Consider the following 25,445-nt stretch of genomic DNA (forward strand, 5'->3'; position numbering starts at 1 on the left):
ACGTTAATCTATTAAAGTTAAAAGAGGGATATATTATGGTTAAAGATATTAAATTTTCATCAGATGCGCGTGAAAGTATGGTACGCGGGGTTGATATTTTAGCAGATACGGTGAAAGTAACCTTAGGTCCTAAAGGACGCAATGTGGTACTTGAAAAATCATTTGGTTCACCATTGATCACGAATGATGGTGTGACAATCGCCAAAGAAATCGAATTAGAAGACCATTTTGAAAATATGGGTGCTAAATTGGTATCAGAAGTTGCCTCTAAAACAAATGATATCGCTGGTGATGGTACAACAACTGCGACTGTTTTAACACAAGCTATCGTGCGTGAAGGTCTTAAAAACGTGACTGCAGGAGCAAATCCAATTGGTATTCGTCGCGGTATCGAATCTGCGGTTTCAGTAGCTGTCGATGCTTTGAAATCAATTGCACAACCAGTTGCTAACAAGGAAGCAATTGCCCAAGTTGCTGCCGTATCATCACGTTCTGAAAAAGTTGGTGAATACATCTCAGAAGCTATGGAAAAAGTTGGTAATGACGGTGTTATCACAATCGAAGAATCACGTGGTATGGAAACAGAACTTGACGTGGTTGAAGGGATGCAATTTGACCGTGGTTACTTGTCACAATATATGGTAACTGACAATGAAAAAATGGTTGCTGAACTTGACAACCCTTATATCTTGATTACCGATAAGAAAATCTCAAATATTCAAGACATCTTGCCATTGCTTGAAGAAGTCTTGAAAACAAGCCGTCCGCTTCTTATTATTGCCGATGATATCGATGGTGAAGCTCTTCCAACACTTGTTCTTAACAAAATCCGTGGTACCTTTAATGTCGTAGCGGTTAAAGCACCAGGCTTTGGTGATCGTCGTAAAGCCATGCTTGAAGATATTGCTATCTTGACAGGTGGTACAGTGATTACTGAAGATCTTGGTCTTGAGTTGAAAGACGCAAACATGACTGCTCTTGGACAAGCCGCTAGAGTAACCGTTGATAAAGACAGTACAGTTATAGTGGAAGGTGCTGGTGATAGCGCTGCTATTGCTGACCGTGTCAATGTAATTAAATCACAATTGGCTGCAACAACATCTGAATTTGACCGTGAAAAATTGCAAGAACGTCTTGCTAAATTAGCAGGTGGTGTTGCCGTAATTAAAGTCGGCGCTGCAACAGAAACAGAATTGAAAGAAATGAAATTGCGTATTGAAGATGCCCTTAACGCGACACGTGCTGCCGTTGAAGAAGGTATCGTTGCTGGTGGTGGTACAGCACTTGTTAATGTCATTTCAAAAGTTGCAGAACTTGAATTGGAAGGTGACGAAGCAACAGGACGTAACATCGTACTTCGTGCCTTGGAAGAACCTGTTCGTCAAATTGCAACAAACGCTGGTTACGAAGGTTCAGTTGTCATTGAACGTTTGAAAAATGAATCACTTGGTACAGGTTTCAACGCTGCTAACGGTGAATGGGTAGATATGGTTGAAGCTGGTATCATCGACCCAGTGAAAGTAACACGTTCAGCTCTTCAAAACGCTGCCTCTGTTGCTAGTTTGATTTTGACGACAGAAGCTGTCGTGGCTAACAAACCGGAACCTGCTGCTCCAGCACAACCTGCTCCAGGTATGGATCCATCAATGATGGGTGGCTTCTAATTATCCACTCTAGTCAGATTTTACTCGATAAAGAAGTTAAGAGGTTTCTCTTAGCTTCTTTTTTTTAGTTTTTCCCTTAAAATTTGATATAATAGGACAAATATGACACATGATAAGGTTTACAGATGGAGGTGAGGGTATTGGATGATAAAGAATTCCTGCAGATTGGGGAATTGTATCGGGAATTACGCTTAGCGCGTGGTTTGAAATTAAAAGACGTTGCTAACCAACAATTATCCCTTTCCCAACTCTCTAAATTTGAAAATGGGCAGACCATGATTGCGGCAGATAAGTTGTTGGTTGCGCTGTCTGGCATTCACATGAGTTTAGCAGAATTTGGCCACGCTCTTAACCATTACCAAGAGAGCCCCTTCTTTTCTAAAGGCAAGCAAATTGCAATGCTTCAATTGACAGGTGATGTTGATGGTTTAAAAGCTTTGATACATGATGTGGCAGATACCGATGTTTACACGCGTTTGAATGCCATCGATGTGGCGAGTGCTATTCAGTCGCTTGACCCAGTTTATGCGATTTCAGAAGCAGACAAGGCTTTTTTGACAGATTATCTCTATGGCATCGAGGAGTGGACAGAATACGAACTCTACTTGTTTGGCAATACCATGTCTATCTTGTCTAGTAAGGATTTGATTTTTCTGGGTAAAGCCTTTGCTGAGCGGGACAGCTTTTACCAAACCTTGCCTCAGCACAGAAAGACAGCTGAGTTGATCTTTTTAAATATCATGTTTGCCTTAATTGAGCGGCGTGAGTTGCATCACATTCCTTATTTTATGGAAAAATTGGAAGCTTTGCTGACTTATCAAGATATGTTTGCCTTGAGCGTCTTGACCTTTTTGCGACAAGTACTTGATTATCTCAATGGCTCTTTGGTAAGTGTGACACCTATCAAAGATTATATTGATATGGTTAAAAAAGTGGGCAATCCGACCTTGGCTGATTTGCTGACTGAGCGTCTTGTAGCCTTTGGATTGATAGAAAAAATCTGAGCCTTTGCACTCAGATTTTGATAATTATTTCTTTAAAATGGCCAAATACGAAAAGTAAGTAGCAAAAAAGCCAAAAGCAATCCTTTAAAACGCATCTCAAAAACCTCCTTTTCTTACCATTATAACCGAATAACCGAGAAATGACTAAAAACATCTGATTATCAGATGTGAGAATAAAAAATTTATTTTCATATTTGAAAATTCTGTAAATTTCACTTTTTTTATGGTATAGTATTCTTATAAGTATTTACTGATAGTACTTATGCAACAATTGTTTGATTTGGCGATGCTAAAAAACGATTGTTAGGGGGACTAGGTTTTCCTAGGGAGAGATGAAAGATCATTACTTGTAAAAGAGTTTGACGCTTGACTTGCTCAAACTAGCAGGTCATACCTAAGATAAATACCATGGTGGTGGTTCGGTGCATTATGGATCGATTTTTAAATTAATGCAGTAGCAGGTATGACAAGAGAAATGATTTGTAAGGTCTAAGGTTCTCGACTAGAGTGTTTCTAGTAGGCCTTATTATTATTTGACAGGCATCACTAGTTATCTAGTGGTGTTTTAATATATTTTTAATTAAGCAAATAAGGTCGAAATATCCTTGCTTTTTTGGTTGTCTTAAAAGAGGATAAGCGCAAAGTTGTAACTGTTTTCAAGTTCTAAAAAGCTTTTTTTAAAAAAATTCAGAAAACGCTTTACAAAATGAAAATACGTGCTATAATAAAATCATCAAAGCAACGCAAACGTTTGCGTAGCTTTAAGCGCAAATCAATCTCTTTTTAAATGGAAAAATAGATGGCATTATTTTTTTAAGTCAAAAAGTAATTGGTTTATTAGCAAAAAGGTTTAAGGAGTTATTACATGAAGAAAGCATTTCAAAAGTTAACCAGCTTTGAATTTTGGCAAAAGTTCGGTAAATGCTTGATGGTTGTTATTGCTGTTATGCCAGCAGCAGGGTTGATGGTTAGTATCGGAAACTCACTTTCTCTGATCAATGCCGACTCAGCTATCTTAGCAACTGTTGGTAACGTTATTGCCCAAATTGGTTGGGGAATTATTAATAACCTTCACATTCTCTTTGCATTAGCTATCGGGGGTAGCTGGGCTAAGGAGCGTGCAGGTGGTGCGTTCGCAGCTGGTATTGCATTTATTTTGATCAATCTTATCACAGGTCACGTTTATGGTGTTACCCTTGATATGATTGAAGATGGAACAAGTGTGGTTCACAACGTTCTTGGTTCACCAATGCTTGTTTCTGACTATTTCGTTAACATTCTTGGACAACCTGCTCTTAACATGGGTGTCTTTGTCGGAATCATCTCAGGTTTTGTAGGGGCAACAGCTTACAACAAATACTACAACTACCGTAAATTGCCAGATGTTTTGTCATTCTTTAACGGAAAACGTTTTGTTCCATTTGTCGTTATCTTCCGTGCAACAATCGTTGGTTTGATCATGGCTGTTGTTTGGCCCATCATCCAATCAGGTATCAATGGATTTGGTACATGGATTGCATCATCACAAGATTCTGCTCCATTCTTGGCGCCATTCTTGTATGGTACGTTAGAGCGTTTGCTTCTACCATTTGGTTTGCACCACATGATTACAATCCCAATGAACTACACTTCTCTTGGTGGTACTTACGTTATCCTTACAGGTGCTCAAAAAGGTGCAGAAGTATTTGGACAAGACCCACTTTGGTTAGCATGGGTAACTGACCTTATCAACCTTAAAGGTTCTAATGTAACAGAATACCAAAACCTTCTTGCAACAGTTGTTCCAGCTCGTTTCAAAGTTGGACAAATGATTGGTGCAACTGGTACTTTGATGGGGGTTGCTTATGCAATGTACCGTAATGTTGACCCAGACAAGAAGAAAAAATACTCTGCTATGTTTATCTCAACAGCAGCAGCAACTTTCCTAACAGGTGTAACTGAGCCAATCGAGTACATGTTCATGTTCGTTGCGATGCCACTTTACGTTGTGTATGCAGTGGTACAAGGTTTGACATTTGCATTGGCTGACTTGGTAAACCTACGTCTTCACTCATTCGGTAATATCGAATTGCTAACACGTACACCGATGGCTATTAAAGCAGGACTTGGTGGCGACTTATTCAACTTTGTTATTTGCTCAATCTTGTCAGGTGTGTTGATGTACTTCATCGCAGACTTCATGATTAAGAAATTTAACTACGCAACTCCAGGTCGTAACGGTAACTACGACGATATGGATTCTGAAGATGCAGCAGCATCAGGTGATTCATCAAACGGTGGCACTATCGGTCACGCAGATACTCAAGTTATCCAAATCATCAACCTTCTTGGTGGACGTGAAAACATTGAAGATGTAGATGCTTGTATGACGCGTCTTCGTGTAACTGTTAAAGATATTGCTAAAGTAGGTGACGAAGAAACTTGGAAAAAAGCTGGTGCGATGGGCTTGATTATCAAAGGTAATGGTGTTCAAGCGGTTTACGGACCAAAAGCTGATATCTTGAAATCTGATATCCAAGACTTCCTAGACTCAGGTGCTGAAGTTCCAAAAATTGATTTTTCAGAAGTAGAAGGTCACGACGTTACTCAAGTATCTTATAAAGGTGCTGTTGAAATGGTTGAATCTGTCGTTGATGGTGAAGTACGACCAATCACAGACGTTAAAGACCCTGTCTTTGCAGGTAAAATGATGGGTGATGGTTTCATCGTGGAACCTGAAAATGGTAACATCTTCTCTCCTGTATCAGGTATCGTGACAAGTGTCTTCCCAACAAAACACGCCTTTGGTTTGTTGACAGATAACGGACTTGAAGTGCTTGTTCACATTGGTTTGGATACAGTAGCCCTTAACGGTGTGCCATTCTCTGTTAAAGTGGCTGAAGGTCAACGTGTGAAAGCTGGCGATCTTCTTGTAGTAGCAGACCTAGCAGCTATCGAATCTGCAGGACGTGAAACAACTGTTATCGTTGCCTTTACAAATACTGCTGAAATCAAATCAGTAACCTTGACAAAAGTTGGTAAACAAAAAGCCAACACAGTGGTTGCTAAAGTAGAATTATAAGATTAGAATATCTAATAAGCAAAGAGAGTCTAAGATAAGAATCGAGGACTCTCCTTTGATTTTTGGGGAGAAAGACATGGCTAAATTTTTAACGCTTAATACGCATTCTTGGTTAGAGGCAAATTCATTAAAGAAATTATTCGATTTGGCGGAGCACATTTACATTGAAGATTATGATGTGATTTGTTTGCAAGAAATCAATCAAGATATTCGTGGTTTATTAACCAAAGAGATTGAAGGGTATGAGGAATTACCAGGTAGTCCAGAACTCCATCGTGACAATTATGCCCTACAATTAGTCAATTATCTTAAGAGCCAAGGCAGACATTATTACTGGTCTTGGGCTTATAATCATATCGGTTATGACAAATACAATGAGGGTGTTGTTATCTTGTCAAAAGAGCCACTGAAAGTCAAAGATGTTTTAGTGTCTGATGTGGACGATGAAACGGATTATCACACACGACGTGTCCTTGTTGGTGAAACCAAAGCCGATGGAAAGCCTATTACAGTTGTTAGTTTGCATATGTCTTGGTTTGGCAAAGGCTTCGAAGAAGAATGGAACAAGCTGGAAACCGCTTTGAGTGATTATCCAAAACCAATGGTGCTCATGGGAGATTTTAATAACCCGACAGATACTGCTGGTTATGACATGGTTTTAAAGAGCCCGCTTGAGTTGCAAGATAGCCACAAGGTAGCAAAAGTCATTCAAGGTGATCACACCATCATCGAAGATATCGACGGTTGGGAAGGGAATAAGCAGTCTCTAAAAGTTGATCACGTCTTTACAAGTAAAGATATTGATGTCTTGTCGTCTGTGGTTGTATTTGACGGCGGTGCTTCACCAATTGTGAGCGACCACTTTGGTATTGCGGTTGATATTGAGTTTTAATGAGCAAAAATAAAAGGAAGATGTTGCCATCTTCCTTTTTACTATGTTAATCAATAATTGGGCTTTTTAGGTAAGCATCAACGAGGCGTTCGGTTGCTTGAACAGAATCGATGTGCGTACGTTCGTATGAGTGGCTTGATTCGATACCTGCACCAAATAGAGCGTGTTTGACCTCAGCGCCTGCGCGAAGAGCTGCTGAAGCGTCACTGCCGTAGTATGGGTAAATATCCAATTTATAAGGAATTTTATTTTCTTCAGCCAAATGGACCAAGTGTTGACGCAATTCGTAATGGTAAGGTCCTGAAGCATCTTTGACACAGATTGATACACTGTATTCGTCTGTTTGTTGATCATCTCCTATGGCTCCCATGTCAACGGCAAGGTATTCAACAGTTTCAGCTGGGATACTTGAGTTGGCACCGTGTCCTAATTCTTCAAATGCTGAGAAATAGAAGTGGGTTGTGTATGGTAAGGCGATATTTTCTTCCTTGTAGGTTTTAAGCAGTTTGATGAGAATGGCTGCTGAAACTTTATCATCTAAGTGACGTGATTTGATGAAACCTGATTCTGTGACAACCACACGAGGGTCAAATGAGATGAAATCACCGACTTCAATGCCCAAAGCGCGTGTTTCTGCTTCAGAAGTGACTTTCTCATCCAAACGGATTTCCATATTGGCTTGGTTGCGTTCGGCTGTACCAGCATCTTTGTAAACGTGGACAGATGTTTGGTGCATGAGAATGGTTCCGCTGATTTGTTTGCCGTTTTTAGCCACATGGACAATACAGTTTTCCCCTTCGATCGCATTGTAAACAAAGCCACCGATAAGATCCATTTTTAGGCGACCGTCTGGTTTGATGGCACGAACCATGGCACCAAGTGTATCAAGGTGAGCGGTCACGATGCGGTGTTTGTTATCGTCTTTTCCTGTCATGCTAACCATGACACCCCCTTTATTGGTACGAGTTGGAACGTAACCAAAACTTTCCAATTCAGCAATGAGGTAATTCATGATGTGGCTAGTGTAGCCAGTAGGTGATGGAATATTCGTGAGTTTTGTAATGTAATCAACTGTTGTTTGCATAATGATCTCCAATAATATCTAATCAGCTTATAAAATAAGCTCATTACCATTATACCATGACTTTTCCGTTTGGTAGAAGATTTGGCTAATGGGCTTGGCTGACTTGGGCTAATCGCTTCATGGTAATTTTGGCAAGACGTTCCACATCTGCACCGGTCCCACGTAATTCAAAATCACCTAACATTGGGAAACCAAAACGTTTGGCGTATTGGTTGGCTGTCAGGCAATACTGCTCGTTGAAATTGCGGTTTCCAGAGCCAATAATACCAATGCAGTGCTTATCATTGCCGTGTGCAACGATGAAATCCCCCAAAGGATTGGTTAAAATTTCCACATCGCCTGTATCAATGCCGTTTCCTCCCTCTAAATAAGTTGGCAAAATGGCGACAAAAGGTTCTGTAATAGGGAAAGTATCATGATTAAGGTCTTTAACATTGATTTCTTCTGTCTGTAAGTCATACTGACTCAGCAAATGCTCCCTAAAACGCTTGGCAAAGCTCTTGGTATTGCCACTTAAACTAATATAAACAACATATAAGAGTGATTGTCTCTTTTGATCTAACATCGCAATGTACCTTTCAATAGTCTACCTAAAAATGTAACATAAAGGACTGAGATAGACAAGGAAGAGGGGAACTATAGATTTTAAAATACCCCTAAAGGATCAGATGCGCTGTAAACCTTTAGGGATATTGACTACTCATTAAATCCGTTGTCAACAGTAACTTGTTTGAACCACTCACCAGATTTTTTAATTGTTTTGACTTGTGTATGAATATTATTTGATATAAATCCATAGCGATTACGATAAGCATTCACCCAAGACCAACAATCAATTGGTGTCCAAAGGTGATATCCAAAACAATTTGAACCTTCCTTGATTCCTCGGTGAAGACAAGCAAGATGTTCTTTGATAAAGTCAATACGATAGTCATCCTGAATTTGCCCATTTTCGTCCATGAAACGTCCCTCATGAGAAACCCCCATCCCATTTTCAGAAACAAACCAAGGAATGTTCTTATAATTATCTCGAATATTGATAGCGATGTCGTAAATAGCTTCTGGATAAATTTCCCATCCTTTATCAATATTCATACGACGACCAGGCATGTTGTATTCATCGTAGTAACGGTTTGGTAACCAATCGCCTACAGAATTCGGCGCAATATCAGGTGCTTTTACACGATTGGGGTGATAAAAATTAACTCCTAAAAAGTCCATAGTATTTGTTTTAAGGATGTCAGAATCTCCAAGTTCTGTTTGCCAAATAACCCCATCATTTGTTAGAATCTCTTCGAGTTCTTTTGGAAATTCTCCATTGATAGCAGGTTCAAGGAACATTTTGTTGTTCCAAAGTTCAGCAAAGTGTGCTGCGGCTAAATCTTCTTTGGAATTAGAGGCAGAGTAAGTAGGTGTTAAATTTAAAATTGTACCAATTCGTCCACCGTCTTTATCTAAACCAAGCTCTTTAAATTTAGCGATAGCTTTTGCAGAAGCAATATTTAAGTTATATGCAACTTGAACTGCTTTTTTACCATCAACTAATTTAGGGTAATGAAATTGATAAAGGTATTCTCCGTCAACAACAACCATTGGTTCATTGTGTGTTGTCCAATCTTTAACGCGATTGCCAAAAGCCTTAAACGCTTGTTCTGCAAAGCCAACATAAAGATCTACGACATGGCGTGCTTCCCACCCTCCATATCTGTGATAAAGCTCAACAGGTAGATCGAAGTGATGCAAATTCATAATGGGACGAATGCCATTTTCGATGAAGCAGTCGATGACATTATTATAGAATTCTAGTGCCTCTTGATTAACGGTATTTGTTTCAAGGTCATCGATTAGACGGGTCCATTGAATAGAGGTACGAACACTATTAAGCCCAACTTTTTTCATTAAAGCAATATCTTCTTTTTAGCTATTATAAAAGTTTGAGGCTGTATCAGGTCCTACATGGTTATAAAATACCTCAGGTTCAATTTCATACCAATAGTCAAACATATTAGCGTGTTTTTTATTGAAACGTCCTTCGCTTTGAGGTCCTGATGTAGCAGCACCCCACCAAAAATGATTTGGAAATGTGTAAGTTACCATAAGCTTCACCTCATTTTATTTTCAATAAAATTATATACTTTTCAAATACAAAAAACAATATTCATATTTAAAAATACTATACTTTTAATCAGGAATATTTTATACTTACACTGTAAAGATAAAATTAGAAGAAAGAGGCGTAGTTATGAACAAATTTCTGGATAGTATTAGCGACAAGCTCTTACCTGTAGCAAACAAATTAGCATCAAATCGATATCTATCAATTTTAAGAGATGCTTTTATATTGGCGTTTCCTTTAACCATGTTTGGCTCGATTGTTGTGGTTATTTGTAATCTTCCTTTTTTAAACGGCTAAATGAAAGCGCTTTTTAACGAACTGTTAGGTAGTGGTCAAAGTGCAACCATGTCTATTATGACCGTCTTTGTTACTTTTGGTATTGGTTATTATTTATCAAAATCTTATGATGTGGAAGGTATTTTTGGGGGTGCTATTTCATTTGCAAGTTTCCTTATATTGACACCATTTTTTGTCACAAGCGATAGTGGTGAAACGATTTTGAGTGTTTTAAGTCTTGATCGACTTGGTGCTAAAGGGATGTTTCTTGGAATGATTGTATCTTTTATAGCAGCTGAGATTTATAGTAGAACTAGCCGAAAAGGTTGGCAAATAAAAATGCCTGATAGCGTTCCACCTGCAGTTGCTAAATCATTTGCCGCATTGATTCCAGCTATATTAACTTTATCTATTTTTACCGCTATCAATGCTATTGTGACAGTTGGTTTAAATACCAATCTTCATGATGTTATTTATAATATTATTCAAGTTCCGTTAGTTGGTTTGGGAAGTAGTATTTGGGCAACGTTGCTTGCTATCTTCTTTATTCAATTCTTATGGTTTTTCGGACTTCATGGACAAATTCTTGTAAATTCGGTAATGGATCCCGTTTGGAATACTCTAATGTTCGAAAACTTGGAAGCCTACAAAGCAGGTGAGCATCTTCCTCATATTATTACAAAACCTCTCATGGAGGTATTTACAGTTGGTTTAGGTGGCTCAGGTATGACTTTGGCAGCTGTCATTATTATGGCATTCTTCTTGCGAAAGAAACAATATCGTGATGTTGGTCGTTTAGCGTTAGGTGCAGGAATATTCAATGTTAACGAGCCTGTTATCTTTGGTTTACCAATTGTACTAAATGCAACGATTCTTATTCCTTGGGTCATTGCTCCAATCATTGTTACAGCATTTAATTATTTTGTTATGGCCATTGGGATCGTACCTGCTCCAACAGGTGTGTCTGTACCTTGGACTGTCCCAATATTCTTTAGTGGTATAATTGCAACCAATTCGCTAGCAGGAGGACTTCTCCAAATTGTCGATTTTATACTTGTAGGATTTATTTGGTATCCATTCTTAAGAATGCTAGACAAACAAGAGGATTCTGCGTTATAATAAAGGTATTATTGGAATATTGGTCTATACATTAGGAGCTTATTAAAATAAAACGTACAGTAAGGAATGGACTTGGAGGAGGCAGGCATTTATGTCAGAACCGTTATTTTTAAAATCGCAAATGCATGATAAAATTTGGGGAGGCACGAAGCTTCGTGAGGCCTTTGGTTATGATATTCCAACTGAAACAACGGGTGAGTATTGGGCAATCTCAGCTCACCCAAATGGGGTTTCGGTTATCAAAAATGGCATTTACGAAGGCGAAGGCTTAGATCAATTGTATCGCGAGCACAAAGAGCTTTTTGGCCACCCAAAATCAGAAGTTTTTCCTTTGTTAATTAAGATTTTGGATGCTAATGACTGGCTTAGTGTTCAGGTTCACCCTGATGACGCTTTTGCTTTAGCTCACGAAGGCGAACTTGGTAAAACAGAATGCTGGTATATCATTGCAGCAGATGAAGGAGCTGAGATTATATACGGTCATAATGCCAAGTCAAAAGAAGAGTTACGCCAATGGATTGAAGAAGGTCGCTGGGATGATTTGTTAACAAAAATCCCTGTTAAGGCTGGTGATTTCTTCTATGTTCCAAGTGGGACGATGCACGCGATTGGTAAGGGAATCTTGATTTTAGAAACACAACAATCCAGTGATACAACTTATCGTGTTTACGATTTTAATCGTCGTGACGCCCAAGGCAATTTAAGAAAGCTTCACATTGATAAGTCAATTGATGTGTTAACTATTGGGAAACCAGCAAACAGCACGCCAGCAACGATGGCAGTTGACCATTTGGAATCAACCTTGTTGGTATCAAACAAATTCTTTTCTGTTTACCGTTGGGAAGTTACAGGCTTGGTCGATTTCACGCAAACTGTTCCTTATTTGTTGCTTAGTGTCTTGTCTGGTCAGGGACAATTGACTGTTGATGGTCGTGTCTATGATCTGAAAAAAGGTGATCACTTTATCTTGCCAAATGACGTGAAAGAATGGTCATTTGATGGGAAATTAGAGATGATTGTGAGCCATCCTAACGAAGACTAATACGCATCTTTGGTTTGTTCTACTTTTTATAATAAAACAGGAAATCCGTATGGATTTCTTTTCTGTTATCTTGTCAACAACCTGTGACAAGATGTTTTACTTGTGTCAACGAGAAAAAGTTAGTTATATTAGCATCTAACATCTGATGGGTTGACAAGTTTGTCAAGTTAAGTTGGCAAACTTGTCAACGACGTGTCAAGGCTTGAAAGAAGGGAAAATTATGGAAAAATACAATCTTATTGCAAACGATGTCCGAAAGAAAATTTTAGAAGGGTTTTATAAGCCAAATGAGCAGTTGCCTTTTGAACGTGATTTTTGTGAGTACTACAATGTGAGTAAAATGACGGTTAAAAAAGCTCTGGATATTTTGGTGGCGGAAGGTTTGATTTACAAACGTCGTGGGGCTGGGACTTTTGTCATGGATTTACCAGTTGAAAAGATGGAAAAAATGCTGATGGATATTCAGATGATGGGGATGACAGCTTTTTATCCTGATAAAATGATTACTAGTCGAGTTTTGGATTTTTCAGTGGTGAAAGCAACACCTGAAATTGCTGATAAATTGAAAATCAAAGAAACCAGCTTTGTTTACAAAATCAATCGCGTGCGTTTTGTGAATGATAAGCCTACTGTCATCGAAGAAACTTATATGCCTATCGATTTGATTACAGGATTGCGCTTAGAGCAAGTTGAGCATTCGATTTATGATTACATTGAGAATGATTTAGGTTTGAAAATCCAATCAGGTCACCGTACGATTACGGTTCGCCGTGCAACAGATACGGAAGCACATTATTTGGATTTGGAAAGCGGCGATCCTGTGGCAGTTGCGGTTCAAACAGGTTATTTAAATACAGGTGTGGCTTTTGAATATTCTATCAGTAAACACCGCTACGACGAATTTTCTGTTGATATTGTTTTGACCCATAATTAATGCTAGAGATGCCGTGATTTTTACGGCAGATGAGTTGGTATTTTAGGGTATTTAATGTTAAAATAATAGACAATATCAACAATCTGTATGCGTAAGAAGAGGTCATTATGGCAAAAAATGTAAATTTAACAGGAGAAGAAGTCGTTGAGCTGACAGCTCAGTACATGAGCGAATCTGATGTTCAAATGGTCCAAAAGGCGTTGGATTATGCTACTAAAGCTCATTTTTACCAAGTCAGACAATCTGGTGAGCCTTATATCATTCACCCGATCCAAGTAGCGGGCATTTTAGCGGAACTTCATTTAGATGCGGTAACAGTGGCTTGTGGTTTCTTGCACGATGTGGTAGAAGATACCGAGTTGACTTTGGAAGACATTGAAAAAGAATTTGGACGCGATGTGCGTGATATCGTGGATGGAGTGACCAAGCTTGGTAAGGTTGAATACAAATCACACGAAGAACAATTGGCAGAGAACCATCGTAAAATGCTGATGGCGATGTCAAAAGATATTCGCGTTATCTTGGTCAAATTGGCAGACAGGCTACACAATATGCGTACGTTGAAACACTTACGTAAGGATAAGCAGGAACGTATTTCGCGTGAAACCATGGAAATTTACGCACCTTTGGCACACCGTTTAGGGATTAGCCGTATCAAGTGGGAATTGGAAGATTTGTCTTTTCGTTACCTTAATGAAGTCGAGTTTTACAAGATTTCTCACATGATGAAGGAAAAACGTCGTGAAAGAGAAGCCTTGGTTGACGAGATTGTCAAGAAAATCAAGGACTACACGCAAGAACAAGGGCTTTACGGCGATGTTTATGGACGTCCAAAACACATTTACTCAATTTACCGCAAGATGCGTGACAAAAAGAAACGCTTTGATCAGATTTATGATCTGATTGCCATTCGTTGCATTATGGAAACACCAAGCGATGTTTATGCCATGGTGGGTTACATTCACGAATTGTGGCGCCCAATGCCAGGACGTTTCAAAGACTACATTGCGGCTCCAAAGGCAAATGGTTATCAATCAATCCATACCACTGTTTATGGTCCAAAAGGTCCCATTGAAATCCAAATTAGAACCAAGGAAATGCACCAAGTCGCCGAATATGGTGTAGCTGCTCACTGGGCTTATAAAAAAGGAATCAAAGGCAAGGTTGACAAGCAAGAACAAGCGGTCGGCATGAGCTGGATTAAAGAGCTTGTGGAATTGCAAGACGCTTCAAACGGTGATGCCATTGACTTTGTGGATTCTGTTAAGGAAGATATTTTCTCAGAGCGCATTTACGTCTTTACACCGACAGGTGCCGTGCAAGAATTGCCAAAAGATTCTGGTCCGATTGATTTTGCCTACGCTATCCACACACAAGTAGGTGAAAAGGCAGTTGGTGCCAAGGTTAATGGACGCATGGTTCCCTTGACGGCTAAATTAAAAACAGGTGATGTCGTTGAAATTGTCACCAATCAAAATTCATTTGGGCCTAGCCGTGACTGGATTAAGATTGTTAAGACCAACAAAGCTCGCAATCGTATTCGTCAATTTTTGAAAAACCAAGACAAGGAACTCTCGGCCAATAAAGGTCGTGAGTTGTTGGTGGATTATTTTCAAGACCATGGTTACGTTGCTAATAAATATCTAGATAAAAAGCATATCGAAGCGATTTTGCCACGTTTTAGTGTGCGCAGTGAGGAAGCCTTGTATGCAGCTGTTGGATTTGGCGAAATCAGCGCCGTTGCTGTCTTTAATCGCCTGACTGAAAAAGAACGTCGTGAGGAAGAGCGTGCGAGAGCCAAAGCCGAAGCCGAAGAATTGATGAAAGGCGGCGAAGTCAAGACTGAAAACCGCGATGTTTTGAAGGTTCGCAGTGAAAATGGCGTGATTATTCAAGGGGCGTCAGGTTTGCTGATGCGTATCGCAAAATGTTGTAATCCTGTACCAGGTGATCCTATCGAAGGCTACATTACAAAAGGTCGCGGGGTTGCCATTCACCGTGCTGATTGCCATAATATCAAGAGCCAAGAGGGCTATGAAGAACGTTTAATTGAAGTGGAGTGGGACGATGCTAATTCAAGCAATGACTACTTGGCGGAAATTGATATTTACGGCTTGAACCGTTCAGGATTGCTCAATGACGTGCTACAAGTCGTGTCAAATGCGACAAAAAACGTATCAACCGTCAATGCCCAACCAACTAAGGATATGAAGTTTGCTAATATCCATATTAGCTTTGCTATTCCTAATCTAACAGCTCTGACAAGCGTGGTTGATAAAATCAAAATCATTCCCGATGTTTATTCTGTTAAGCGAACAAATGGGTGATGTTTTCTGTTAAATAAAGCACAGACTCCCAGTAGTTTTGTTCACTATTGGGGGTCTTTCGTCTAAGAAAGGTAATTAAAATGAAAATTGTGATGCAACGTGTCAAGCGTGCAGCCGTAAGCATCGATGAGGCTACTGTTGGTGCGATAGACCAAGGACTTCTATTATTGGTTGGCGTGGGACCAGATGACCAGCAGGAAGATTTGGATTATGCGGTGCGTAAAATCGTCAATATGCGTATTTTTTCAGATGATAATGGTAAGATGAACTTGTCAGTCCAAGATATCAAGGGCAAGATTTTGTCTGTTTCTCAGTTTACGCTGTTTGCAGAAACCAAAAAAGGCAATCGCCCAGCTTTTTCAGGTGCTGCAGAGCCTGAGATGGCAGAGAAGTATTATCAAGCGTTTAATGCTGCCCTATCCCAATTTGTCCCAGTTGAAACAGGGCAATTTGGTGCTGATATGCAGGTAAGTCTAGTCAATGACGGCCCTGTGACTATCCTACTAGACACCAAATCGCGCTAGTAATGTCTGTATTTAAAATGATTGGAGAGATATGTCAATAGAGAAATGGTTCCCTGAAGCTCGTCGTGACAAAGAGGACACGTCTGGTGAGGAGTGGATTGTTTTAGAGGAAAATGGTCAAAAGTGGTACCTTCCCATTGCCCAACTCAGTGAGCGTGAAAAAGCCTTGCTGCAGTTTAAGCAGGTGGCCATTTCAGATAATAGTCACACCAACCATTCTTGGTATCGGTATTTGGTGCAAAAAAAGGGCAATCCTCCAACAACCTACAAACGACTACAGATGATTTACATCGAGCATCCTTATGCCCTTCCCAAAGAGTTGTTCACGTTTTTTAAGGCGCTATTGCCTAATCTCATTACGGTGGTGACCTTGTCGGAAAATCGTAGCTTGCTCTTGCTCAATCAAGAACAGCCAATGGTGGTTGAGGATGTCATTCAAGATGTGTTGCCGACTTTGGAGAGTGATTTTGGAACCAAGCTGACCGTTTTCTTTGGCAATTGCTGGAATTGTGTGAAAAAGGAAGATGCTCAGATTTATTTTGAGGAGGAGATGCGGCTTTTTTCAAGTGTCAAATTGTATGGTGGCAATGAGAGAACCAGTACTTTTTCAGAATTGCTCCTCTTAAACCTTGCGCATGCTTCAGATGTTCCTACGATTAAACGCACGCTGTTGGAGTGTATTGACAGTAGCAAAGATATGCGTGATGTCATCATGATGTTGTGGCAAGAGCAGGGGAATTTAGCTAAAACAGCTCAACACCTGTACATTCACCGCAACTCCCTTCAGTATAAGTTGGAAAAATTTCGCTTAGCTTCTGGTTTGAATGTGAAAAACTTAAATGATTTGACCTTGTCTTATTTGTTGGTCAAGATGTCTTAATTTTGGTCATCTTGCACAAAAAAACTTGGGCATTTTGTCTCTATTTTGTAAACGCTGCCTTTGCTATAATAAAAGCACATCGTTCAAAGGAGTAACAAAATGGTCGAATTAAATCTTAACCACATTTACAAAAAATACCCAAATGCAAGCCACTATGCTGTTGAGGACTTCAACCTTGACATTAAAGATAAAGAATTTATCGTCTTCGTAGGACCTTCAGGTTGCGGGAAGTCAACAACGCTTCGTATGGTTGCAGGTCTTGAGGACATCACAGAAGGTGAACTTAAAATTGACGGCGAAGTGGTCAATGACAAAGCACCAAAAGATCGTGATATTGCCATGGTTTTCCAAAACTACGCCCTTTACCCACACATGAGCGTTTATGATAACATGGCCTTTGGTCTGAAATTAAGAAAATACAAAAAAGACGATATTGACAAACGTGTTCGTGAAGCTGCTCAAATCCTTGGTTTGACCGAGTTTCTTCAACGTAAACCAGCTGACTTGTCAGGTGGCCAACGCCAACGTGTTGCCATGGGACGTGCAATTGTCCGTGACGCCAAAGTATTCTTGATGGATGAGCCTTTGTCAAACTTGGATGCGAAATTGCGTGTGTCAATGCGTGCTGAAATCGCTAAAATTCACCGCCGTATCGGGGCAACAACTATCTACGTTACCCACGACCAAACCGAAGCCATGACACTGGCTGACCGCATCGTTATCATGAGTTCAACGAAAAACCCTGACGGTTCAGGAACTATTGGACGCGTGGAACAAATCGGAACCCCACAAGAACTCTACAACCGTCCAGCTAATAAATTTGTCGCTGGCTTTATCGGAAGCCCAGCCATGAACTTCTTTGAAGCAACTGTTGACGGTGATACGCTAGTGAGCGATGGTGGCTTCACTGTGAAATTGCCAGAAGGCCAAAAGAAATTGCTTGAAACCAAAGGATACAATGGCAAACGCGTTATCTTTGGTATTCGTCCAGAAGACGTATCAAATAACCCATTGGCACGTGAAACTTACCCTGGCGCAACGCTTTCAGCTGAAGTGACCGTATCAGAGTTGCTTGGTTCAGAAACCATGCTTTACGTTCGTTCAGGTGGTGTTGAATTGGTAGCACGTACCGATGCGCGTGACGTTTTCGAACCAGGTCAAGCTGTTGAATTAACCTTCAACGTTGCCAAAGGACATTTCTTCGACCCTGAAACAGAAAAAGCTATTCGCTAATTTAACGCTATCCAAAACAGAACTCTTCTAGAATACAACCCAAAAAGCCTTACGTCTAACGACGGAGGGCTTTTTTGGGTTTTCATCATAAAATAAAGTTACTTACCAAATGAAATGAACTAGCACCACGAGTAAAAGGTATCCTAGCAGCCTTTATCACTGTCAATGTTTATAAATTCTGTGTACTTCGTGACATCACCATCAAGATACCAAAAGAAGTACCTGGTACTATTTCTCAAACATTAAAAAAGTTGTTGTGGTTGAAACAGCTTATGCCAATACTCTTGACAATCTTGACCAAAAGACAAATGCTGTCACAGCAACAGAAGAAGCAGCAGCTGGTTACAAAGCTAGCCAAGATGGTTAGTACGAATTTTTGACAGATTTAGTTGATAAGATTAAGGATGTCAAAAATAACAATGGACTTGGTTTCTTCTATTAGGAACCACTCTGGTACAACGGTAACGTCTTGTGAGCTACGCAAGTGGGTATGTCACATCTTGGCGTTTCAGATATGACAGGTAACGAATGGGAAAATCAAGCTGTCTTCGATTTCCAAGGAAATGCTTTACGTGGCATCAAAGCCTTTAATTACTCTAATCTAACAAATCTCCTTCAAAACAATAGCTTTGAATGGGATGGTTATACCGAAAGTCCATCATCTTGGAATGTTTGGAAAAATGGCCAAATTTCTGGGATTAAGACCGAAGTTTATGATAATACGCGTTATAAACTCAGCTTCTGGTCAGACAAAGCATATGAAAGTTCTATCTATCAAACAGTAGGAAATCTCAGCTCAGGTACTTACAAATTAAGCATCGATGCTATGGGTGATACAAGTCTTGAAACTGCAGAACTTTATATTAAAAATTATGGTGGCAGTGAACAAAAAATCTCTCTCAAAGACTCAAGTACTTGGAAAACCTATACCATTGACAACATTCAAATTACAAACGGACAATGTGAAGTTGGCGTTTACGTCAAATCATCAGCCAACAAATGGCTAAATATCGATAACGTCCGACTAGTGAAAGTTGATTAAAACATTTCTCCCCCAAGAATTTAGTTCTTGGGGGAGTTTTTTATTTTATTTTTTCAGCGCTTTTCGGTAATTGCTTGGACTTTGTCCGAAATGTTTTTTGAAAGCCTTGCTGAAGGCAAGAGCGTCTGGAAAGCCTACAGCGTTTGCGATTTCTGAGATGTGAAAAGTCGTGCTGGTAAGCAAATCAGCACTTTTTTCCATGCGGATTTGGATGAGATAATCCTTGAGAGAATAACCTGTTTCTTCCTTGAATATCTTGTACAAGTAGGAGCGATTTAGATTGAGCTTTTTGGCAATATCACTAATTTTTAATGGTTTTCCATATTGTGTGTGAATGATTTTTTTAGCTTGCTTGATGTAATTTTGAATCAAAATACTGCTATCAGACATTGCTTTGCTTGGAAATTCTTCTATTAGAAACGCTAGCAATTTGTAAAGTTCAGCAATCAGCTGAAGCTCTGTAATGTCATCGAGTTTTTGATCACGGAATTGTGTTAATTTGACTAGCTGATCGAGGATTTTAGAGTTGAGCGTTGAATGACAAAAATAGTGTTCAAGAAGTTGTGTTTTATTTAAGATGCTTTCAGCTTTTGAGCCACTAAATCCAACCCAAAGATAAGTCCAAGGGTGCTTGCTATCAGCTTGGTAGAAGGTCACTTTTTCTTTTGGCAAAATGAACATATCACCTGTTTTAAGTTCGGTCGTTGTGCCATCAATTTTGAAAGTTCCCTTGCCATCAACAATGAAATGAAGGACGTAGTTATCCCTAACAGTAGGTCCAAAAGAGTAGTTTTTATCACAAATCTCAGCACCATAATGGTCGACGTTCAGGTCAAAATTATTCGTGCCAAATTCGTTGTAGGTATTTAGAATATTCAAAGTATCAACTCCTTTATAAACAACATTTTACCATATTTGCCCAACATGATACCATTCAAGAGGTAAATAAATGATAGTAAAATTTTAGTAAACAAAGGGAGGAATTATCATGGGAATTCGCATCGAAGGGAATCTTTTTTACATTCAAAGTAAAGAGATGTCAATGATTATCGAAAATAAAGAAGGGGATTTGCTTCTTCGTCATATTGGAGGCAAAATCGCCAAATATCACGGCTCAAACGCTATTTTGGAGAAGGACCACGCTTTTTCAGGAAATCCAACTCCAGATAACCGCACCTTTAGTTATGATACACAACGCCAAGTTTTTGGTGTTCATGGATTCGGAGATTTCCGACAACCATCTCTAAAAATAGCACACGCTAATAACGAATTGACACAATTTAAGTTAACATCTAGTGAGATTTTACATGGTGCAAAAGAAGCAACAGGATTACCTAATCCACATTCAACAGAAGATGCCGAAACTTTAGTTTTGACACTTGAAGACAAAGTCGCTGCGCTAGAATTAAAACTTTACTACACTGCTTATGCTGATTGCAGCACTATTTCAACTCATGCTGAGGTTCGAAATTTATCAGATAAAGCAGTTGTTATCAATCGTGCTTTGTCAACCATGCTTGATGTGCCAGCTTCTGCTTATGATGTGGTGACATTGCAAGGTGCTTATGCACGTGAAAAAACGGTTCGTCGTCAAAAAGTTGAACAAGGTATTTTCACAGTTGCTTCAAATCGCGGTGCTTCAGGTCATTCCCATACACCTGCCATGATTTTATGTGAGCATACAGCAACAGAAGATGCTGGTCAGGCTTTAGCTCTTCAACTGCTTTACAGCGGTAATTTCCAAGCTTTTGTCCAAAAAAATCAATTGAACGAAGTTCGTTTAGGTATCGGAATCAACGATGATAATTTTGCTTGGCAACTATCAGCTGGCGATAGCTTTGAAACACCAGTGGCTTTGATGACCTTTTCAAATCAAGGTCTTGGAAAACTTACTCAAGAAAGTCAATTGTTCATTCAAGATCACATCATGCCAAAACAATTTGCACATGCTGAACGTCCAATTCTCATTAACAATTGGGAAGCGACTTATTTTAATTTCAAAAAAGAAAAATTGCTTGATTTAGCTGACGAAGCAAGCAAACTTGGTATCGAGCTTTTTGTTCTTGATGACGGTTGGTTTGGTAATCGATTTGATGATAATCGTGCGCTTGGTGACTGGGTTGTCAACGAAGAAAAACTCGGTGGACCTCTGAATGACTTGATTGCTGAAGTGCATGCCAAAGGTTTGAAATTTGGTTTGTGGTTTGAACCAGAAATGATTTCTGTTGATAGTGACCTTTATCGTGCGCATCCAGATTGGGCTATTCAAGCTGAAGGTCGTGGTCATACTTATTCTCGTAATCAATTGGTGCTCAACCTTGCAAATCCTGATGTCATAGCCTACATCAAGGCAGCTATTGATAAGATTTTAACAGAAAATACTATTGATTATGTTAAATGGGATTATAACCGTAACATCACAAATATCGGAAATGGTGATACTTATCTTGCGACCCAAATGCAATCTCATGCTTACATGCTAGGTTTGTATGATTTGGTGTCTTATTTGACAGAAAAGCATAGTAACATTCTCTTTGAATCTTGCTCAGGTGGCGGTGGTCGAAATGACCTTGGTATGCTGCGCTATTTCCCACAAGTTTGGGCTAGTGACAATACTGATGCCATTTCACGTTTGCCAATTCAATACGGCTCGAGTTACCTTCACCCAACCATTTCAATGGGCTCTCACGTATCAGCAAGTCCTAATCACCAAATGGGACGCACAACACCGATTGAAACTCGCGGTAATGTTGCCATGATGGGAAATCTTGGCTATGAACTTGATTTGACTAGCTTGCCACAAGCTGAAAAAGATGTAATTACTGCTCAAGTTGCTCACTACAAAGACATTCGTCCAGTGATTCAATTTGGTAAGCAATATCGCTTGATTAATCCAGAAGAAGGGTCAAATGAAGCAGCGGTTCAATTTGTTTATGAAGATAAGGTAGTTGTCACTTATGTTCGCACACTTTCAACCATTGAAATCATTGAAACAACACTTAAGTTGAAAGGATTGGAAGAAGAGGCAACTTACCAACTACAAGGGATAGATCAAGTCTTCTCAGGGGCAGAGCTCATGTATGCGGGCCTCACAACGATTCTCCCACAAGGTGATTACCTCAGTAAACAATACTATTTCGTGAAACAATAAGGAGGTTTTCCATGAAATGGCCTAAACGATTAATAGTGACTGGAGTGGCAATGTTGACAGCGGCAGCTGCTTTGACATTGACAGCTTGTTCAAAAAACAGTGATTCCTCTAATGATGGCAAGGTAACTATCGAATATTTCAACCAAAAAACAGAAATGGTTGATACGCTAAAAGAAATCATTAAGGATTTTGAAAAAGAAAATCCAAAGATCCATGTTAAAATGACCAGTGTGCCAAGTGCTGGTACCGTCCTAAAAACACGTATGCTTGCAGGCGATGCTCCAGATGTCATTAACATTTACCCTCAGAACGTTGATTTTAAAGAGTGGGCAAAAGCAGGTTACTTTGAGAATATGACTGGAAAATCATACCTTGAAAACATCAAAAATCATTACGAAAAAAATTATGCTGTCAACGGCAAAATTTATAGCGTCCCGCTATCAGCCAACGTTTCAGGGATTTATTTTAACAAGACAAAATTTGAAGAATTAGGCCTCAAAGTTCCAGAAACGTGGGATGAATTTGAAACACTTGTTAAACAAATTAAAACTGACGGTGAAACACCATTTGCGCTCGCTGGCAGTGAAGGTTGGACTTTAAATGGTTATCACCAATTAGCCTATATCAGTGTGACTGGCAGTGGTGATAAGGCAAATGATTATCTTCGTTTTTCTCCTGTTAATTCTATTTCAACTTCAGATAGTGAGGTTAAAGGGGTGCTAACGCGTCTATATTTGCTTGCTGATAAGGGTAATCAACAAACTAACTGGCAAGGTGCTTCTTACAATGATTCTGTAGTGGCGTTTGCAACTGGAAAAGCCTTGATGATGCCTGGTGGTTCATGGGCTTTAGCTGCCATCGAGCAACAAAATCCAGATTTTGAAGTATCAACATTTGCATTTCCTGGTGAAAAAGCTGGTCAGGAAGTAACTGTCGGTGCAGGTGATTTGGCCTTATCTATCTCATCATCAACTAAGCATAAAAAAGAATGTGAAGCATTCATTTCTTATATGGCTTCAGCTAAAGCAATGCAAAAATATTATGACGTCGATGGCTCACCAGTATCTGTAAATGGTGTGGTTGAAGACGAGAACTCTCCCCTTGCTCCGCTTTATCAATTAGCTTTTACAGATAAGCACTATGTTTGGCTTGGTGAAAATTGGACAAGCGAAGAAGACTTCTTTAGTTTGACAACCAATTATTTGATGAGCAAAGATGCTAAGCAATATACAGATGAATTAAATGTCTTTTTCAATCCGATGAAAGCCGATGTGACGAAGTAGGAGGAAACTAGAATGCGAAAATTTTTAAATAAATATTGGGGCTGGGTGTTCTTGATTGTTCCCTTGATTTTACAAGCAATTTTCTTCTATTTCCCAATGATTCAAGGTGCTTTCTACAGTTTTACAAACTGGACTGGATTGACTTACAATTTTGATTTTGTTGGTGTCAACAATTATAAAATCTTGCTAACGGATACCAAATTCTTTAAAGCTCTTGGCTTTACTTTGATTTTGACCATTGCGTTAATTATCGGTGAAATTGTGATTGGTATCTGGGTGGCGCGTGCTTTGAATGCTAAAATCAAAGGTCAAACGTTCTTTAGAGCTTGGTTCTTTTTCCCAGCTGTTTTGTCAGGGTTGACAGTGTCTTTGATTTTTAAACAGGTTTTTAACTATGGTTTGCCTGCTATCGGTGAAGCTTTGAACATTGAATTTTTGAAAACAAGTCTTTTAGGAACAACTGGCGGTGCTGTTTTTGCAGCAATCTTTGTTATGTTGTGGCAAGGTGTTGCCATGCCGATTATTCTCTTCCTATCTGGTCTTCAAACCATTCCAAGTGAGATTACAGAAGCGGCCGCAATCGATGGCGCAAACAGCAAACAAACGTTCTGGAACATTGAATTACCATATCTGTTACCAAGTATTTCTATGGTCTTTATCATGGCACTAAAAGGTGGCTTAACAGCTTTTGACCAAATCTTTGCTTTGACTGGTGGTGGACCAAGTAATTCAACAACATCAATCGGACTTTTGGTTTACAATTATGCCTTTTCAAGTAACCAATACGGTTATGCTAACGCAATTGCCTTGATTCTTTTTGCCATCATTGTTCTTGTTTCAGTGTTGCAACTTAAATTATCAAGTCGTTTTGAAGTATAGGAGTGAGTGAGAGATGAAAAAAGAAGAACGTTATAATACTTTTTGGAAATATGTGCTCTTAATTGCGGGTTCAATTCTGATTTTGATTCCTTTATTAGCAACTGTCTTTAGTTCATTTAAGACAACTAAGGATATCATGCAACATTTCTTTGCTTTTCCAAATCCTGTCACTCTAAGCAACTACACACGCTTGCTTGCTGATGGCATCGGACATTATTTCTTAAATTCAACGATTATCACCGTTGTATCAGTGATTTTGGTGACTTTATTTATTCCTGCGGCTGCTTATTCAATTGCTCGTAATATGAGCAAAAAACGTGCTTTCAATATCATGTACAGTTTGTTGATTTTGGGAATTTTTGTGCCATTTCAAGTTATCATGATTCCAATCACAGTAATGATGAGTCGACTTGGCTTGACTAATATTTTGGGTTTGATTATCTTGTACTTAACATATGCTGTACCACAAACCTTATTCTTGTATGTCGGATACATCAAGTTAAGTGTTCCTGACAGTTTGGATGAAGCAGCTGAGATTGATGGTGCTGATAAATTCACAACTTATCGCAAAATCGTCTTTCCAATGTTAAAACCAATGCACGCTACAACTTTGATTATCAATGCACTTTGGTTTTGGAATGACTTCATGCTTCCACTCTTGATGCTGAATAAATCATCAGACTCTTGGTCATTGCCACTTTTTCAATACAACTACACAGGACAATACCTCAGCGACTACGGACCAAGCTTTGCATCATACGTCGTTGGTATTATTACTATCACAATCGTTTACCTCATTTTCCAAAAACATATCATTTCAGGAATGAGCAACGGCGCAGTGAAATAAGGAGTCGACGCAGTGTCATTAAGACACAAGGAGGCTCATCTTTTTCACCCAGCCCGTAGCCCGAGTTCAACTTTTGCTGGGTGCTAA

At 39.4% G+C, this 25,445-nt stretch carries 18 protein-coding genes and 2 pseudogenes; 16 read left to right on the forward strand and 4 right to left on the reverse strand.

The features are described 5' to 3' along the window. Positions 1-35 precede the first annotated feature (35 nt). The 4 genes from groL to HFK82_RS05390 all read left to right on the forward strand — a co-directional run bounded on the left by groL (position 36) and on the right by HFK82_RS05390 (position 6,621). Positions 36-1,664, forward strand: coding sequence for a chaperonin GroEL (groL, locus tag HFK82_RS05375; RefSeq protein WP_168261080.1), 1,629 nt, complete (start codon positions 36-38; stop codon positions 1,662-1,664). A gap of 125 nt (positions 1,665-1,789) precedes the next feature. Beyond that, on the forward strand, positions 1,790-2,668 hold the full coding sequence (locus tag HFK82_RS05380) for an Rgg/GadR/MutR family transcriptional regulator (protein ID WP_168261081.1): 879 nt from the start codon (positions 1,790-1,792) through the stop codon (positions 2,666-2,668). A gap of 865 nt (positions 2,669-3,533) precedes the next feature. Beyond that, a complete protein-coding gene (locus HFK82_RS05385) occupies positions 3,534-5,729 on the forward strand; it encodes a PTS transporter subunit IIBC (RefSeq protein WP_168261082.1) in 2,196 nt (731 codons plus the stop codon). Positions 5,730-5,805: 76 nt separating this feature from the next. Next, positions 5,806-6,621 carry an endonuclease/exonuclease/phosphatase family protein gene (locus tag HFK82_RS05390; RefSeq protein ID WP_168261083.1) on the forward strand — a complete coding sequence of 272 codons (816 nt, stop codon included), beginning with the start codon at positions 5,806-5,808 and terminating at the stop codon, positions 6,619-6,621. 46 nt (positions 6,622-6,667) lie between these two features. Here HFK82_RS05390 and HFK82_RS05395 read toward each other — a convergent pair whose 3' ends face one another. The 3 genes and pseudogenes from HFK82_RS05395 to HFK82_RS05405 form a co-directional block, all read right to left on the reverse strand. Continuing rightward, positions 6,668-7,705 (reverse strand): M42 family metallopeptidase, encoded by a 1,038-nt coding sequence (locus HFK82_RS05395; RefSeq protein WP_168261084.1) that lies wholly within the window; start codon positions 7,703-7,705, stop codon positions 6,668-6,670. An 85-nt stretch (positions 7,706-7,790) separates the two neighbouring features. Next, positions 7,791-8,270 carry a class Ib ribonucleoside-diphosphate reductase assembly flavoprotein NrdI gene (gene nrdI / locus HFK82_RS05400; protein WP_168261085.1) on the reverse strand — a complete coding sequence of 160 codons (480 nt, stop codon included), beginning with the start codon at positions 8,268-8,270 and terminating at the stop codon, positions 7,791-7,793. Between the two features lie 131 nt (positions 8,271-8,401). Beyond that, positions 8,402-9,802, reverse strand: a pseudogene (locus tag HFK82_RS05405) (glycoside hydrolase family 1 protein). A gap of 145 nt (positions 9,803-9,947) precedes the next feature. On the opposite strand from HFK82_RS05405, the pseudogene celB reads away from it, so the two are divergent. The 8 genes and pseudogenes from celB (at position 9,948) to HFK82_RS05445 (ending at position 19,198) form a co-directional block, all read left to right on the forward strand. Continuing rightward, positions 9,948-11,216 (forward strand): annotated as a pseudogene (celB, locus tag HFK82_RS05410) (PTS cellobiose transporter subunit IIC). Between the two features lie 91 nt (positions 11,217-11,307). Beyond that, entirely contained in the window at positions 11,308-12,258 is a 951-nt protein-coding gene (manA, locus tag HFK82_RS05415; protein WP_168261086.1) for a mannose-6-phosphate isomerase, class I, read from the forward strand. A gap of 220 nt (positions 12,259-12,478) precedes the next feature. Further along, positions 12,479-13,192: a GntR family transcriptional regulator gene (locus HFK82_RS05420; RefSeq protein WP_168261087.1), complete on the forward strand. Its 714-nt coding sequence runs from the start codon at positions 12,479-12,481 to the stop codon at positions 13,190-13,192. A 107-nt stretch (positions 13,193-13,299) separates the two neighbouring features. Beyond that, the gene (locus tag HFK82_RS05425; RefSeq protein WP_168261088.1) at positions 13,300-15,519 is read left to right on the forward strand and encodes a RelA/SpoT family protein; all 2,220 of its coding nucleotides are present in this window, start codon (positions 13,300-13,302) and stop codon (positions 15,517-15,519) included. Between the two features lie 80 nt (positions 15,520-15,599). Next, on the forward strand, positions 15,600-16,043 hold the full coding sequence (gene dtd, locus HFK82_RS05430) for a D-aminoacyl-tRNA deacylase (protein WP_154454123.1): 444 nt from the start codon (positions 15,600-15,602) through the stop codon (positions 16,041-16,043). Positions 16,044-16,074: 31 nt separating this feature from the next. Next, positions 16,075-16,923: a helix-turn-helix domain-containing protein gene (locus tag HFK82_RS05435; RefSeq protein ID WP_168261089.1), complete on the forward strand. Its 849-nt coding sequence runs from the start codon at positions 16,075-16,077 to the stop codon at positions 16,921-16,923. 99 nt (positions 16,924-17,022) lie between these two features. Continuing rightward, entirely contained in the window at positions 17,023-18,156 is a 1,134-nt protein-coding gene (locus tag HFK82_RS05440; protein ID WP_168261090.1) for an ABC transporter ATP-binding protein, read from the forward strand. A 490-nt stretch (positions 18,157-18,646) separates the two neighbouring features. Next, a complete protein-coding gene (locus HFK82_RS05445) occupies positions 18,647-19,198 on the forward strand; it encodes a hypothetical protein (protein ID WP_239472517.1) in 552 nt (183 codons plus the stop codon). 45 nt (positions 19,199-19,243) lie between these two features. On the opposite strand, the gene HFK82_RS05450 is transcribed toward HFK82_RS05445, so the two are convergent. After that, the gene (locus HFK82_RS05450) at positions 19,244-20,077 is read right to left on the reverse strand and encodes an AraC family transcriptional regulator (protein ID WP_143887853.1); all 834 of its coding nucleotides are present in this window, start codon (positions 20,075-20,077) and stop codon (positions 19,244-19,246) included. 109 nt (positions 20,078-20,186) lie between these two features. On the opposite strand from HFK82_RS05450, the gene HFK82_RS05455 reads away from it, so the two are divergent. From HFK82_RS05455 to HFK82_RS05470, 4 genes are read left to right on the forward strand one after another with little or no spacing between them, the layout of a single operon-like run. Then, positions 20,187-22,349, forward strand: a complete 2,163-nt coding sequence (locus tag HFK82_RS05455) for an alpha-galactosidase (RefSeq protein WP_168261091.1) — start codon at positions 20,187-20,189, stop codon at positions 22,347-22,349. 11 nt (positions 22,350-22,360) lie between these two features. Beyond that, positions 22,361-23,632: an extracellular solute-binding protein gene (locus tag HFK82_RS05460; RefSeq protein ID WP_168261092.1), complete on the forward strand. Its 1,272-nt coding sequence runs from the start codon at positions 22,361-22,363 to the stop codon at positions 23,630-23,632. A gap of 12 nt (positions 23,633-23,644) precedes the next feature. Next, positions 23,645-24,511 carry a carbohydrate ABC transporter permease gene (locus tag HFK82_RS05465; protein ID WP_154454112.1) on the forward strand — a complete coding sequence of 289 codons (867 nt, stop codon included), beginning with the start codon at positions 23,645-23,647 and terminating at the stop codon, positions 24,509-24,511. Between the two features lie 13 nt (positions 24,512-24,524). Beyond that, positions 24,525-25,358, forward strand: a complete 834-nt coding sequence (locus tag HFK82_RS05470) for a carbohydrate ABC transporter permease (RefSeq protein WP_168261093.1) — start codon at positions 24,525-24,527, stop codon at positions 25,356-25,358. Positions 25,359-25,445 lie beyond the last annotated feature (87 nt).

Source organism: Streptococcus alactolyticus, assembly GCF_012277075.1.
Classification (GTDB): domain Bacteria; phylum Bacillota; class Bacilli; order Lactobacillales; family Streptococcaceae; genus Streptococcus; species Streptococcus alactolyticus.